The organism is Myxococcales bacterium (genome assembly GCA_012517325.1).
GTDB lineage: Bacteria > Lernaellota > Lernaellaia > Lernaellales > Lernaellaceae > JAAYVF01.
On sequence record JAAYVF010000023.1, the window covers coordinates 17466 to 32500 of the forward strand.

General features: G+C 63.1%; 15 protein-coding genes. 11 read left to right on the plus strand and 4 right to left on the minus strand.

What is annotated here, in order from left to right; translation table 11 throughout:
• Positions 1–211: 211 nt before the first annotated feature.
• The 4 genes from GX444_04555 to GX444_04570 all read right to left on the minus strand — a co-directional run bounded on the left by GX444_04555 (position 212) and on the right by GX444_04570 (position 4583).
• A complete protein-coding gene (locus tag GX444_04555; protein ID NLH47858.1) occupies positions 212–676 on the minus strand; it encodes a PaaI family thioesterase in 465 nt (154 codons plus the stop codon).
• A 110-nt stretch (positions 677–786) separates the two neighbouring features.
• Entirely contained in the window at positions 787–2043 is a 1257-nt protein-coding gene (locus GX444_04560) for a hypothetical protein (GenBank protein ID NLH47859.1), read from the minus strand.
• 1 nt (position 2044) lies between these two features.
• Positions 2045–2650, minus strand: coding sequence for a sugar ABC transporter substrate-binding protein (locus tag GX444_04565; protein ID NLH47860.1), 606 nt, complete (start codon positions 2648–2650; stop codon positions 2045–2047).
• Positions 2651–2663: 13 nt separating this feature from the next.
• Positions 2664–4583 carry a polysaccharide biosynthesis tyrosine autokinase gene (locus GX444_04570; protein NLH47861.1) on the minus strand — a complete coding sequence of 640 codons (1920 nt, stop codon included), beginning with the start codon at positions 4581–4583 and terminating at the stop codon, positions 2664–2666.
• A 326-nt stretch (positions 4584–4909) separates the two neighbouring features.
• Here GX444_04570 and GX444_04575 point away from each other — a divergent pair, with 326 nt between their 5' ends.
• The 11 genes from GX444_04575 to GX444_04625 all read left to right on the plus strand — a co-directional run bounded on the left by GX444_04575 (position 4910) and on the right by GX444_04625 (position 14789).
• The gene (locus GX444_04575) at positions 4910–5284 is read left to right on the plus strand and encodes a VOC family protein (protein ID NLH47862.1); all 375 of its coding nucleotides are present in this window, start codon (positions 4910–4912) and stop codon (positions 5282–5284) included.
• A 152-nt stretch (positions 5285–5436) separates the two neighbouring features.
• A complete protein-coding gene (locus GX444_04580) occupies positions 5437–5739 on the plus strand; it encodes an MTH1187 family thiamine-binding protein (GenBank protein ID NLH47863.1) in 303 nt (100 codons plus the stop codon).
• 12 nt (positions 5740–5751) lie between these two features.
• Positions 5752–6879 carry a glycosyltransferase family 4 protein gene (locus tag GX444_04585; protein ID NLH47864.1) on the plus strand — a complete coding sequence of 376 codons (1128 nt, stop codon included), beginning with the start codon at positions 5752–5754 and terminating at the stop codon, positions 6877–6879.
• Between the two features lie 189 nt (positions 6880–7068).
• Complete coding sequence (locus tag GX444_04590) at positions 7069–7584, plus strand: cupin domain-containing protein (protein NLH47865.1); 516 nt, start codon at positions 7069–7071, stop codon at positions 7582–7584.
• Between the two features lie 89 nt (positions 7585–7673).
• On the plus strand, positions 7674–8222 hold the full coding sequence (locus tag GX444_04595; GenBank protein ID NLH47866.1) for a pyruvate ferredoxin oxidoreductase: 549 nt from the start codon (positions 7674–7676) through the stop codon (positions 8220–8222).
• Between the two features lie 14 nt (positions 8223–8236).
• Positions 8237–9991 (plus strand): FAD-dependent oxidoreductase, encoded by a 1755-nt coding sequence (locus GX444_04600; protein ID NLH47867.1) that lies wholly within the window; start codon positions 8237–8239, stop codon positions 9989–9991.
• Between the two features lie 3 nt (positions 9992–9994).
• On the plus strand, positions 9995–11149 hold the full coding sequence (gene porA / locus GX444_04605; GenBank protein NLH47868.1) for a pyruvate ferredoxin oxidoreductase: 1155 nt from the start codon (positions 9995–9997) through the stop codon (positions 11147–11149).
• Positions 11146–12033 carry a pyruvate synthase subunit beta gene (locus tag GX444_04610; protein NLH47869.1) on the plus strand — a complete coding sequence of 296 codons (888 nt, stop codon included), beginning with the start codon at positions 11146–11148 and terminating at the stop codon, positions 12031–12033. The genes porA and GX444_04610 overlap by 4 nt, the downstream gene beginning before the upstream one ends.
• Before the next feature lie 167 nt (positions 12034–12200).
• Positions 12201–12830 carry a hypothetical protein gene (locus GX444_04615; protein ID NLH47870.1) on the plus strand — a complete coding sequence of 210 codons (630 nt, stop codon included), beginning with the start codon at positions 12201–12203 and terminating at the stop codon, positions 12828–12830.
• 108 nt (positions 12831–12938) lie between these two features.
• Positions 12939–13742 (plus strand): 3-hydroxy-5-phosphonooxypentane-2,4-dione thiolase, encoded by an 804-nt coding sequence (lsrF, locus tag GX444_04620; protein ID NLH47871.1) that lies wholly within the window; start codon positions 12939–12941, stop codon positions 13740–13742.
• A 30-nt stretch (positions 13743–13772) separates the two neighbouring features.
• Positions 13773–14789, plus strand: coding sequence for an alcohol dehydrogenase catalytic domain-containing protein (locus GX444_04625; protein ID NLH47872.1), 1017 nt, complete (start codon positions 13773–13775; stop codon positions 14787–14789).
• Positions 14790–15035: the final 246 nt, after the last annotated feature.

The following is a 15035-nucleotide window of genomic DNA, read 5'->3' on the forward strand; positions in this document are numbered from 1 at the left end:
GAAGAAAAAGTCTTTTCTCGCATCAAACGACGCCATGAATCCAATGATCGGTCGATCCTCAAAAAAGAACCATTAATTGCATTTTACTCTTCTAAACGCGAGACGCAATTGGATTGCCGGTTCCGCGCCGATTCATGCCGGCCGGTCGACCGATGATTTGTCGGCGGTCGACCCGAGGAGAGGGAAATGGCTGACGATCCCCCTGCGGCGATCATTCCGGCATCAAATCATCCGGCACCTGAACGGCCACCACGCGGCCGCGCGCGCATACGACGCCCTGTGCGGTGAGCGTGGAACTGACCACGACCTTGCGGCCCTTTACCTCCTCGACCTTGCCGCGCACGATGAGCGGCACTCCGGCCGGTGTCGGTTTCAGGAAGTCCACGTGCAGCGAGGCGGTCAGGAACCGGCGGGGCGGCTGGGTGTCCATTTCCCGGCCTTCGGCGCGATAGGCGGCGGCCGCCGCGGTGCCGGTGCTGTGGCAATCGATCAACGAGGCGATGAGCCCGCCGTAAATGAAACCCGGAATGGCGACGTGCTGTGGCCATGGGGTGAACGTGCAGATCGATTCCTCGCCGTCCCAATAGCTTTTGATTTGCAACCCATGCTCATTGAGGCGGCCGCAACCGTAGCAATGGCTGACCGAATCCGGGTAGTAATCCTGAAACGCTTTCATCCGAACCTCCGGTGTTGAGTGACGCGCTGCCGAAAATGAAGCGAAATAAAAACCACGCTTTTTGTTGAGCGCGGTTGAAAAAGGCCAGGACGGCCTTTTTCAACAACCTGTTAAAACGACAACCAGTCCGGGCGCGGCGAGGTGAGGGCGAGGCGCAGGGTGATGCGATGGGCCACGATGCGGTCGCCGTCGCCCTCGGCCACCGGATGGCTTTGTTGCTCGAGGTAGTTGTAAGCGGCGCCGAGACCCAGCCAGTTGAAGAAGTAGTAGTTGAACGCGCCCGTCGCGCGCCAGGCGTCGATGTCGGTGACCGTTTGCAGGTAATTGGTGTAACCGGCTTCCTCGTAGGTTTCGATGTGCCGCGTCCAGCGCTCGTCGAGGCGGGCCGTGACCGACTGCGCGAGCACCGCGCCTTCCAAGCCGTGCGCCGGCGCGTAATTGCGCTGGTACGAGGCGCTGGCCTGCATCCGCCAGAACAGCTTGACGATGTCCATCCGCTGAAACCATTGCAGGTCGTCGAGCTGGTAGGCGCCGTTGCGTTCCACCGCCGGCAGAATCACCCCGGACCGGGTTTCGAACGACAGGCTCGGCGTCGCCGTGTAACGCAGGCCGACGCCAGGCGTGTGCGTGTCGAAATCGGCGCGGTTCTCCATTCGCACCGGGAAGGACGGATCCATCGAATAATCGTGGTCCCAGTAATGCCGCAGAAAGTCGAAATGCTGCGAATAGAGGGCGCGGTTGAAGTCGTAGAAAGTCAGAAAGGCGTAGGACGGGTCGAACTGTTTGGTCCAGGTCAGGTTGAATTGATGTTCGACCGTATCGAAAAACGAGGGTTCCTTGAATTCGGTCGTGTAGAAGGAGTAGCCGCCTTCGAGGACGGAGGTGCGGCTGAGGTTCCAGGTCGTGGTGGCGAAGAGCCGGTTGGCGATGGATTCGGTGCGCAGCGATTCCAGGGTGGTGCTCCGCGAGAACGGCTGGTCGCGCGGATCGGTGGTGTAGATGATCTCGTCGCCGACGGTGGTGCGCAGGGTCGGGGTCACCCAGTAAGACCAGCCGAGGCCGCCGGTATAGAATTCCGGCCAGCCGTCGTACTGCTCGTGATCGATGACGTGGCGGAAGCCGGCCGCGATGCCGATGAACGCTTCGTGACGGAAGGTGTCGTAGCGCAGGCGCAGGCCCGGTTCGAAGGTCACCGAATAGGCGGCGAACTTCTCGTCGGCGACGCTTTCCGGCGTGAGCAGGAAATTATCGGTCCATTCGCCCATCAGGTTGAAGGTGGGCAACAGCGAAACCTTGCCCGCCGCCCGCGCCGTGACCGGCAACAGCAGCAGGCTCAGCAACAACAGCAGCGGCAGTCGCCGGCGCACGTCAGGGCACGACGAGGGTGTCGCCGGGGCGCAAGGGCACGTCGTTGTCCTTGCCGCCGACGATGCGGTCGTAATCGACGGCGATGCGCTGCGAACCCTTCGCGGTCTGGCGAAGGATCAGCAGGCGGCCGCGCGCCGCGAATTCGGTGAAGCCGCCCGCCAGGGCGATCGCCTGGACCACGGTCGTCCGGCCGGTGATCGGATAAATCCCCGGGTGGGCGACCTGGCCCTGAACGTAAATGCGGTAGGAATTGACCTGGGTGACGATCACCGTCACGGTCGGTTCGTTGAGATACCGGGAGAAGGCTTCCTTCAATTCCTTTTTCAATTGATCGGTCGACTTGCCGGCGGCCGGCATGTCCCCGACCAGCGGCAGCGTGATGCGGCCGTCGGGGCGCACCGGCACCTGGCGCGAGAATTCCGGGTTTTTCCAGACGTTGATGTCGAGCATGTCGCCCGGCCCGATGACGAATTCGTTGGTATCGATCTGCGCGTCGGCGTTGCCCGGCTTGACGGCCGCCGAATCCGGGCTGACCGCCCCCGTGCCGAAGCAGCCCGCCGCCCACAGCGCGGTCAGGAACAACAGAACCAGCATCCTCCCCTTCATGCGCCCGTCTCCTTTAGACTTGGGGTTCCTCGGCCTTTTCCACGATGCTTTCCGGATGCGACGGCTTGCCGTACCGGCCGTAACCATATCCGTACTTGCCGTAGCCGTAGCCGTAACCGTAACCGCCGTAGCGCCCGCCGCGGGCTTGCGCCAGCCGGCCTTCGATGTCGTTGAGCACCAGGCCGATGATCGGCTTCTGGTACAGGTCGTCGAGGGTGCGCGAGACCACTTCGCGCGGCGTCACGCGCGCTTTGACCGCCAGGATGACCCCGTCGACCATGTCGGCGAGTTGCACCGTGTCGGGAATCGGGATCACCGGCGGCGAATCGATGACGACGTAATGGAACAAACCGCGCGCCCGTTCGAGCAAGGCGCTCATTTTCGGGCTGATCAGATAGGTGAACGGATCCTGCGGCACCTCGCCGGCGGGCATGACGAACAGGCGCGGCAACTCGAAATTGTAAAACGCCTCAGAAAAATCGCATTTGCCCTGCAGCACCGTGGCCAGGCCGTTCTTGGCGCCGTCGATCCCCAGCACTTCGTTGACCTTCGGCGCGCGCAGATCGGCGTCGATCAGCAAAACCCGCACCGTCGGTTCCTGGGCGATCGTCGCCGCGAAATTGATGCTGGTGACGGTCTTGCCTTCCTGCGGGACGCTGCTGGTCACCAGGAAAACGCGCCGTTTGGCGTTTTCCTCGGAAGAAATCAGCTTGTTCCACAAAACGTGATACTGCCGCACCGCTGCCGGGTCGTCGCCGATGATCGCCGGGATCATTTCCTTCGAGGTTTTGTGCGAGATGCGCAGAATGCCGACCTTTTCGGGCAGATCGACGACCGCCGGCAGCGGCGGCCGTTTGCCGGCGCGCGGCCGTGTGCGGATTTTGCGCACCTTACGGACTTTCTGTTCGACCTGGCGGCCGTCGGGCAACTGCACGATCCGCCGCACGACGCGCACTTCCTCGCGCTCGCTGGGCGCGGCCGCGTCCTCGCCGTCGATTTCGGTCGTTTCCGCCACGGCGCCGCGCGGCGCCGCGGACGCGGCGGCCGACGCCGCAGGTTGGTTGAGGGTGACCGGGGCCACCGACGCCATGCCTTTCGGGGCCTGTTCCTCCGGTTCTTCGTCGGCGTTGAGTTGCATCAGGTCTTCGATCGTCTCCTGAATGAACTCTTCCGCCACTTGTTTCTGCTTGCGCGCCATGCCGAGCAGCAGGGCGTTGTCGCAAATGGTGTTGATCAGGCGCGGGATGCCTTTGCTGTGGCGATAGACCAGATCGATCGCGCCTTCGGTGAAGATCTCGGGGTTCTGCGCGCCCGCCTGCGAGAGGCGGTGCAGGATATAGGCCTTGGCGTCCTTGTAGGTCAGCGGTTTGATTTCGGTGCGCAGGTTGATGCGCTGTTTGAGTTGCCGGAATTTGTGGCTGTTCAGGACGAATTTCAGTTCCGGCTGGCCGACGAGGATGATCTGCAGCAATTTGTTGGTGCGCGTTTCGAGGTTGGTCAGGAAGACGATCTCGTTGAAGATCTCTTCCGACATGTTGTGGCCTTCGTCGATGATCAGGATCGTTTTCTTGCCGTTATCCAGCCGTTTTTCGAGATATTTGCGCAGAATCAAGACGTTTTCGGCCCGTTCGCCGCCTTTTTCCTCGATGCCGAAATCGGCGAACAGGTAACGGTAAAGGCTCATCGAATCGACGTGCGTATCGAAGAGAATCGCCACCTTCGTTTCGGGATCGAGCTGCGAGAGCAGCGTATAAATCATCGTCGTCTTGCCGACGCCGACCTCGCCGGTCACCACCATCAGGCTCTTGCGCTCCTGGATGCCGTAAAGCATCTGCGCCAGGGCTTCATGGTGCGAACTGGACATGAAGACGAATTCCGGGTCGGGGGTGATGGAAAACGGCAGTTTTTTCAGGCCGTAGTACTCGGTGTACAAAGCGATCTCCCGTGAATGAAAAATTTCGTGAAACGCTAGCATGCTTGCCGGAAGCCTGTCAAGCAAAAGGCGGGGTTTTACGGGATTTTTATGAAAATATTATGACAGTAACGAACATTGGGGAAATTTTCACTCGATACCAACAGTGGCATCCTGCGCGGCGAAGATACACAATATCTTGAATTTTTCCCGGGGCTGCTGCAATTTTCACTTGCAAAGAATGTAGGGATAGGGTAGGAAAAATCCAATTGGCACTCCGCAAGATTTCAATCGGCACGGACTCCGGCACGGTCGTTGCGTGCCGCCGACGGTAAAGGGTATCAAGCATGCTCGGAGAAGGCACCGGCGTGTTGGTGTGGCTCGGAGTCACCCAGTTGCAACGCGCTTGCGATTTTTACGGGAAAACGCTCGGCTTGGTTCTCGATTACCAGAACGATGAAGCCGGCTGGGCTGAATTGCGGCATCCGGCCAGCGGAACGCGCGTGGGCCTGCGGCTGACCGACGAGGACGAACTCAATCCGGCGGGCGGCGCGACGTTGGTTTTCGATGTCCAGAATCTCAAGGTCTCGATGCGCGAATTGGAAAAACAAGAGGTTCTCTTCCTGACCGGCGAGATGAACCTGAACGGTTTCCGGTTCGCCACTTTCGTCGATCCCGACGGCAACAACCTGCAGCTTCGGCAAGCGGACGGCGGGTCCTAAACGACCGGCGATCCGCTTGATCATCTTTCCTGTTGGATAAAGCCACGCTGGCGGCGTGGCTTTTTTTCGCTGTCGCCCGGCTGCTTGTTGGCGGCCTCGTTTGGCGGTAAACCAGGGCGAACGATTCATCGCAACCGCCGGAGGGCAGATCCATGCCGATCGCGCAATTGACGGTCGTCCCGCTCGGCACCGGCGACACCTCGCTTTCCGGGGCGGTCGCGGCGGTGGTGGCGGCGATTCGCGACACGGGCATCCGGTATCGGCTGACGCCGATGGCCACGGTGCTCGAAGGCTCGATCGAGGAAATCCTCGCGGCGGTCCGTGCCGCGCACGAGGCCGGCTTCGCCGCCGGCAGCGGGCGCGTCTCCACGTCACTGACGATCGACGACCGGCGCGACAAGGCCACCTCGATGGCGCACAAGGTCGCGGCGGTCGAAGCCAAAATGAAGGATTGAAGCGTCCGCATCATGTCCGTTGAAAGCCGCCCGCTCGTCACCTTGCACGTGGACCTCGCCGACGAATGGCGCGGCGGTCAGCGGCAAGTGTATCTGCTGGCGACCGGGCTGGCCGACCGCGGTCATCCGACCCACGTGGCGACGCGCCCCGGCACCCCGCTGGCGCGGCGGCTCGCCGGCACTCCCGTTCGGGTGCACGAAATGGCCTGTCGGGGCGAATGGGACCTGGCGGCGGCTCTGCGGTTGGCCGGGTTGGCGCGGGAAAACCGCGTCGAGTTAGTCGCGGCGCACGCCAGCCATCCGCACGGGCTCGCGGTCTGGGCGCGCTGGTTCGGCATGCGGGCGCCGCTCGTGGTGCATCGACGGGTGGATTTTCCCGTCCGCGCGCATTTTTTCAATCGCGGCAAATACGCGGCCCCGGCGGCGTATATCGCGATCAGCGAGGCGGTGAAGGCGATTCTCGTGCAAGGCGGCGTGCCGGCGGCGAAGATCGCCGTGATTTCCAGCGGTGTTCCCGCGTTCGCGGCGGTGCCCGGAGCCCGGGAGAAACTGGCGGCCGAGTTCGGGCTCGATCCGGCCCTGCCATGGGTCGGCGATGTGGCCAGCCTCGTCGATCACAAAGGTCATGCTCATCTGCTGGCCGCCTGGTCGCGACTGCGCCGGGACGGAATCCGGGCCGAATTGATCCTCATCGGCGACGGGCCGCTCGGCGAATCGCTCCGGTTGCAGGCCGAGCGGTTGGGCATCGCCGGCGCCGTGCATTGGCTGGGCTGGCGTGAGGACGTACCTGCCTGGTTGTCGGCGCTCGACGTATTTGTCATGACCAGCGTCACGGAAGGATTGTGCACGGCGATTCTCGACGCCATGGCGGCGCGGATTCCGGTGGTGGCCACGGCGGCGGGCGGGATTCCCGAACTGGTTCGCGACGGACAAACGGGGCTTCTGGCGCCGGTGGGAGACGACGCGACCATCGCCGAGCGCTTGCGTTTCGCGTTGCGGGAGGGCGAGTCGGCAAAAGCCATGGCCGAGCGGGCATTTCGGGAGGTGTGGCAGCCTCGTTCGGCGGCGACGATGGTTGGTCAAACCGAAGAATTCTATTGTCGTCTAACCCAGGATAGCAATTCTAACACTTTGAATTAAAAGCACAATCCGGCAGGTTTCGATTCGCCGGGGCCGGAAACGGGCCTTGCGCCCCCAAGGCGTAGATGATACATACAAACCACATTTCAGCGGCGTGGAGGATTTATGTCGCCCAGCATTGCCAACCAGCTTAAACGTTTGGGGATTGGCCGCAAAATCGAAATCCTCCGCAACGCGAAGCATCTAACCTTGAGCGATATGGCGAATCGCCTGGGAATTTCCGAAATCCTGCTTCAACAAATCGAGAATGACAGCGTACCGCCGACCGTGGCGACGCTACTGAACATCGCCAAGCTGCTGGGCGTGGGCATCGATCACTTTTTCACCGACGAGGAAGAAGCCGGCAAAATCGAGGTGACGCGGGTCGACGAACGGCTGACGATCCAGCACGACACGCGGTTGGAACAGAGCGACCGGCTGACATACAACTATGAGAGCCTGGCCTATCGCCTGGCACACAAGCACATGGAGCCGTTTTTCGTCGAATTCGTGCCCCAGGCGCACGACGAAGCGCCGTTGTCGCACGACGGCGAGGAATTCATCCACGTGGTGGACGGCGAATTGGACTTCATCAGCGGCGATACGCACATTCGCTTGTGCCAGGGCGATTCCCTGTATTTCTATGCCCAGATACCGCACACGTTGCGGGCCGTCGGCCATAAAAATGCCAAGGCGATTATAGTCCTGTATCCATACGCCAACTGAACGGCGGGGCCTGGGGGCCCCGTCGCCGTTTAAGCGGACTTTCGACGCCGCGCCGTGGTTTGCCGCGGCGTCCAACTCGGGAGAAGGCAATGATTGAAATCAGGTTTCACGGACGAGGCGGCCAGGGGGCGGTGATCGCCAGTAAGGTGATGGCCGTCGCCCTGTTCATGGAAGGTCAATGGGTGCAGAGCTTTCCGAAATTCGGCGTGGAGCGCCGCGGCGCGCCGGTCGAGGCGTTTTTGCGTATCGACCAGGAGAAGATCCTGCTGCGCAACAACGTCTATTCACCCGATCACGTCGTGGTGCTGGATCCGACGCTGATGGAGGCGACCGACGTGACGTCGGGCCTGCGTAAGGGCGGCATTCTGCTGATCAACACCACCAAGAAGCCGGCCGATTTTCCGCAACTGGCGGCGTTCAAGGTGGCTTGCGTCGACGCCTCGGCGATCGCGGCGAAAAACCGGCTCGGTTCGCCGGCGCAGCCGATCGTCAACACCTCCATCCTCGGCGCCTGCGCCAAGGCGATGGGGCTGGTGTCGATCGACTCGATCTGCAAGGCGATCGAGGAAGAAGTGCCCATCAAGCCCGCCGCCAACGCCACGGCCGCGCGGCAAGCCTACGAACAAGTCATTCTGTAACGACGAGGGTTAACATGGCCGAATACAAACCGATTGTTTTCGCCGGAGCGCACGATATGCCCGACATGGCGATGTCGATCGCCACGATGCTCTGGAATCGTACCGGGAGCTGGCGATATCTGCGTCCGCGCTACCAGGATCACGTACCGCCGTGCAACGAAGCCTGCCCGGCGGGCAACGATATCGAGGGATTCATCCGCCTGATCGGCGAGGGCAAGCCGGCGGAAGCCTGGCGCCTCTTGAAAGAAGAAAACCCGCTGCCCGCGGTCACCGGCCGCGTCTGCTTCCACCCCTGCGAACGGGCCTGCAACCGGCAATACTTCGACGAACCGACGTCGATTCAAGCGCTGGAACGCTACGCGGCCGATCACGCCGGCGCGCCGGTCGGTTTGCTCGCGCCCGAGTCGGGCAAGAAAGTCGCGGTGATCGGCGCCGGCCCGGCGGGATTGGCCGCGGCCTATCACTTGCGCCGCCTGGGCCACCGGGTGACGGTTTTCGACGCGCTGCCCAAGGCCGGCGGCCTGCTGCGCGTCGGCATCCCCGCCTACCGCCTGCCCGACGAAGTGCTCGACCGGGAAGTCGCCGCGATCGCCGCACTGGGCGTGGATTTTCAACTGAACAAACACGTGGGCCGCGACGTTCCGTTCGCGCAATTGTCGGCCTCTGACGCGGTGTTCGTCGCCACCGGCGTACACGCCAACCGCAAGCTCGACATCCCGGGCGAGGACGCCGCGGGCGTCGTTTCCGGCCTGGGCCTCTTGTCCAAGGTCGCCCTGAGCCAGCCCTTCGAATGCGGCCGGAACGTGATCGTGATCGGCGGCGGAAACAGCGCCGTGGACGCGGCGCGGGTCGCACGGCGGCTGGGCGCGGCAGTCGCGGTTTACTACCGCCGCACCCGCGTCGAGATGCCCGCCTTCGAGGAAGAGGTCAACGACGCCGAACACGAGGGCGTGCGGCTGGAGATGCTGGCCGCGCCGGTGCGGGTCGTCGTCGAAAACGGCCGCGTCGCGGGCGTCGTGCTGCAACGCATGGAGCTGGGCGAACCCGACGAATCCGGCCGCCGGCGCCCGGTGCCGGTGCCCGGCAGCGAATTCACCGCGGCCTGCGACATGCTGGTGACGGCGATCGGCGAGGCCGGCGACTTGGAGTTCCTGCCGGCCGACGTGAAGCGGCAGTGGGGCAAGATCGCCATCGACGAGTTCGGCCTCACCAGCCATCCCGGCGTCTTCGCCGGCGGCGACATCGCCAGCGCCCAGCAGAACGTGGCCCAGGCCCTGGGCGACGGCAAGCGCGCCGCGATCGCCATCGACCGCTACCTGCGCGGCGAAACGGTGGCCGCGATCGGCGGCAACATCCTGATCGGCCAGCGCGGCTGCGTCTCGATGGCCCAGTACACCGGCCAGGGGGCCAGCCACGGCAAGATCATCGGCCAGAAGCACGTCGTGCCCTTCGAGGAAATCAACGTCTGGCACTTCGAAAAGGAACCGCGCGACGTCATGCCGCGGATCGCCGACGAGAAGCGCCTGGCGGGCTTCGCCGAAATCCACCTCGGCCTGACCGACGAGCAGGCCCGGCACGCCGCCGAACGCTGCTTCCACTGCGGCGTCTGCACGATGTGCGACAACTGCTACATGTACTGTCCCGACGTCTCCATCGCCCACAAAACGGACGGCGGTTACGGCTACGACATCAACTTCGACTATTGCAAGGGTTGCGGCATCTGCGTCAAGGAATGTCCCCGCTCGGCAATGGTTCTAGGGGAGGAGTAAGCCATGAAAAAAGTGCTCATGGGAAACCATGCGGCGTCCTGGGCGGTGATGCTGGCGCGCGTCAAGGTGATTTCCGCCTATCCGATCACCCCGCAGACCCACATCGTGGAAGAGTTGTCCGAGATGTGCGCCGACGGCCGGCTCGACGCCAAGTTCCTCAAGGTAGAATCCGAGCACTCGGCGATGGCCAGCGTGGTCGCGGCCTCGTCGACCGGTGTGCGCACCTTCACCGCCTCGTCGTCCAACGGCCTGCTCCTGATGCACGAAATGCTGCATTGGGCGGGCGGCGCGCGGCTGCCGATCGTCATGGTCAACGTCAACCGCGCCGTGGCCCCGGGCTGGAACATCTGGGCCGATCAAACCGATTCGCTGGCGCAACGCGACACCGGCTGGATCCAGATCTACGTCGAGGACAACCAGGAAGTGCTCGACACCGTGCTGCAAGGCTACCGCCTCGCCGAGCAGGTGAAGCTGCCGGTCATGGTGTGCTACGACGCGTTCTTCCTGTCGCACACCTACGAGCCGGTCGACATCCCCGACATCGAAAAAGTCGACGCCTTCCTGCCGCCTTACGAACCGGAGTTCTACCTCAACCCGAAAGATCCGCACGCCTTCAACGGCCTGGTGCAGCCCGACGTATTTCTGGAAATGCGCTCGAAGATCCAGGCCGCGATGGACCAGGCGATCGAACTGGCCCCCACGGTGGGCGATGAGTTCGCCGCGCACTTCGGCCGCCGCTACGACCTGGTGGAGGCGATCGACTGCGACGACGCCGAAACCGTGCTGATCACCACCGGCACCACGACCAGCCCGGCCCGTGTGCTGATCAAGAAGTTGCGTGCCGAAGGCAAACGTGTCGGCGTGCTGAAGCTGCGTTATTTCCGGCCGTTCCCGACCGCCGAAATTCGCCGCGTTCTACTCGGCAAGAAACGGGCGATCGTCATCGACCGCAACATCAGTTTCGGTAAGGGCGGCATCTGGGCCGACGAACTGCGCGGCGCGCTGGCCGGTCAGACCAAGGCGCCCCAGGTCTTCGGTTACGTCATGGGCCTGGGCGGCCGCGACATCACGCCCGACCAACTCGCCGAGGTGGTCGCCGAAGCCGAAAAAATGAAAAAGGCCGACCGCCTGATCTACTGGAAAGGGTTGAAGCCATGAGAGAGAACTATCCCCGCGAAGAGCTGATGATGAGCGGTCACTTGGCTTGTCAGGGTTGCGGCGGTTCGGCCGCGATGCGCCACGTCCTCAAGGCGATGGGCCCCGATACGATCGTCGTGCAGCCGGCCTGCTGCTGGACGATCATCGCCGGCATGTTTCCCTACAACGCGCTGAAGGTGCCCGTTTTGCACACCGCGTTCGAAACCAGCGGCGCGGCGCTCTCGGGCATCAAGGCCGCGCTGGACATGAAGGGCGACACCAAGACCCAGGTGATGGCCTTCGCCGGCGACGGCGGCACCTTCGACATCGGCCTGCAGGCCCTGTCGGGCGCGGCCGAGCGCAACGAGGACGTTATCTATTTCTGCTACGACAACGAGGCCTACATGAACACCGGCGTCCAGCGGTCCGGCGCCACGCCCGACAAGGCCTGGACGACCACCACGCCGGCCAATTCGCCCAAGCAGGGGCCGAAGAAGGACATGGTCCAGATTCTCGCCGGGCATAAAGCGCCGTACGTAGCCACCGCCAACGTGGCTTTTCCGGAAGACCTGATCGCCAAGGTGAAGAAGGCGAAGGAAATCCGCGGCACCAAGTTCATCCACATTCTGTCGCCGTGCCCGCCGGGTTGGAAAACCTCGAGCGAGCAGACGATCGAGATCGCCCGTCTGGCCACCTACACCAAGGTGTTTCCGGTGTACGAGGTCTTCCACGGCGAGGAATACCGCATCAACATCGAACCGCGCGATATTCCGGTGTTCGAGTACTTGAAGCTGCAAGGCCGCTTTCGCCACCTGACCAAGGAAGACGTGGAAGCGATCCAGCGCCGCGTCGATTACGACTACAAGGTGCTGCTGCGCAAGGCGCAACAGGAAAAGCTCGACTGAGATTCGCGACTCCTGATTCATCGCCGAGGCCGGCGGCCGTCCGCCGGCCTTGCGTTTATCGACCGAAGCGATTGTCATTAACCGTCGTTCCGTGCGGAAGCCGGAGGCCGAAGTTGAGCGGCCGGAATGATTGCCGTGATTGCCGATTGTCCCGGAGGTAACGCCCGATGACCGAAGCCGCGGTTCGCTCGCTGCAAATCTTGCGTTCGCCGGATCATTTTCAATGGTATGTCGTGGCGCTGCTCGCCGGGGTGATCTACGCCTACGCCACCGAGGTTGAAAAAAGGAACTGGCACGCGGTCGTGGCCGGGCTGACGTTCTGGATCAACGAGTTTCTGTACGAAATTCTTAATTCGCTGCTGCTGTACATCACCGGTTACGCGCCAATGTGGTGTACGCCCGGTGAGACGGCCTACCTGATCACCACCGGCCTCAATATCGAAATCGCCGCCATGTTTTCGGTGGCCGGCCTCGTGCTGATCAAGCTGCTGCCGGCCGATAAAAAAGTGAAAGTGCTGGGCCTGCCCAACCGGCTGCTGATCCCGGCGCTGCTTGGCCTGTTTTGTGTTTTCGTGGAAGTGCTGCTCAACCAGTGGGGCGCCCTGGTCTGGGAATACTGGTGGTGGAAATGGCCGAACATCTACCTGCTCGTCATCGGCTATTGCGCGCCGTTCTATCTGCTGGCCTGGTTCTACGATCGCTTCTCGCTACGCGCGAAAACCATCGTCTTCGCGATCTGGGCCGCCCTGGCCCTCGGCGGTTGGCTGCTCTTTGCCGTCGCGCTGAAGTGGATTTGAACCCGTGGACTGTCACCGAGCGGCGATTCCTCAATTTGTGCATCGACCATTGGCGTGTTAAAGTGCCTTTTTTGAACCAAAACCACCCTTCCGCATCAGGAGGAAAAGATGGACTGGGGACTGCAAAACCGGATGGCGCGGATCATCGATCCGAAGGACAACCGCTGCGTCATGCTGGCGGTCGATCACGGCTACTTCCAGGGGCCCACGACCGGCCTGGGCGCGCCCAAGCCGCTGTTTAAAACCCTGCTGCCGCACGCCGACGCCCTTATGCTGACGCGCGGCCTGTTGCGCTCCTGCACCGACCCCGGCCAGGCCAAGGACACACCGATCGTCCTGCGCGTCTCGGGCGGCGCGAGCATCCTGAAGGAATTGTCGAACGAGGGCCTGACGGTGGACATGGAAGATGCGATCCGCCTGAACGTGTCGGCCGTGGCGCTGTCGATTTTCATCGGCGGCGAATACGAGCGGCAATCGCTGCTCAGCCTGACCGAAATGGTCAACGCCGGACAGCGGTACGGCATCCCGGTGCTGGCCGTCACGGCGGTCGGCCGCGAGATGGTGCGCGACGCGCGTTACCTGGCGCTGGCCAGCCGCATCGCCGCCGAGCTGGGCGCGAGCATCGTCAAAACCTATTACTGCGACGATTTCGAAAAAATTACTTCAACCTGCCCCGTGCCGGTGGTGATCGCGGGCGGCAAGAAGCTCGAGGCGAAAGAAGCGCTCGAACTGGCTTACAACGCCATTCAACACGGCGCGGTCGGCGTCGACATGGGCCGCAACATCTTCCAGAGCGATTCGCCGTTGGGCATGATCAAGGCTGTGCGCGCCGTGGTGCACAAGAACGCCAAACCGAACGAGGCGTTCGAGATTTACGAATCGTACCGGGCCAAGGGCGCGGCGCGCCCGTAACCGCCGGAGGGACCGACCGTGCGCGTCGCGATGTACTACAGCAACCGGGACGTGCGAATCGAGGAGCAGCCGAAGCCGGTGATCGGCCCCGGCGAAATCCTGCTGCGCGTCCACGCCAGCGGCATCTGCGGCTCGGACGTGATGGAATGGTACCGCCGCGACAAGGTGCCGCTCGTGCTGGGCCACGAGGTGGCGGGCGAGGTGGCCGAGGTCGGTGAGGGCGTGACGGCCTGGCAGGTCGGCGACCGCATCGCGGCCAGCCATCACGTGCCGTGCCACACCTGCCACTATTGCCGCACCGGCCATCCGACGGCTTGCGAAACGCTGCACCGCACCAAGTTTTATCCGGGCGGCTTCGCCGAGTACGTGCGCCTGCCGGCGATCAACGTCGACCGCGGCGTCTACCGCGTTCCCGACGGGCTGTCGTACGTCGAGGCGTCGTTCGCCGAGCCGTTGGCCTGTGTCCTGCGCGGTCAGAACAAGATCGGCATTCCGCCCGGCGCCAGCGTCCTGGTGATCGGCGTCGGCGTCTCCGGCCTGATGCACGTCGAACTGGCGCGCGCCCTGGGCGCCGGCCGAATCTTCGCTACCGACCTCTCGCCCTACCGGCTGGAACAGGCAGCGCGGTTCGGCGCGACGGCTACGTTCACGGCGGCGGAGTACGACGCGGCAAAGCTGCGGGCGCTCAACGACGGCCGGCTGGCCGACCGCGTCATCGTCACGTCCGGCGCGGGCGCGGCGATTCAGCAGGGGCTGGATTCGGCCGAGCGCGGAGCGACGGTGCTGGTCTTCGCGCCGACCGACGAGGGCGTGAAATTCCCGCTCGATATCAACCGCTTTTTCTGGCGGCTCGACCGCACGCTGACGACCACCTACGCCGGCGCGCCGGCTGACCACATCCAGGCGCTGGACCTGATCGCCGCCGGCCGTTTCCGGGCGCGGGACATGGTGACGCACGTGCTGCCGCTGGCGCGGATTCAGGAAGGCTTCGCGCTGGTCGCGCGCGGCGACGCTTCGCTCAAGGTGGTGATCGAACCGCAGGAATAAACGGCTGGCGATATTTTCCAAGCGCTGAGCGGCGCCGAAGAGCCCGCCCTGAGCACAGTCGAAGGGTAGCAGCCGCGATATAAACCTTCACCGTAAGCTGGAAATCACACCAGGAGCGCAAGCGACCTGACTGGTGTAGGAGCGGCTTAGCAGCCGCGATAAAAACCCTCGCCGTCTTTCCGTGCGCCAGCCGGAAACCACATGTCTGCTTGCCTTGGTGCTTCATGCCGTAGGCATGATTGAATC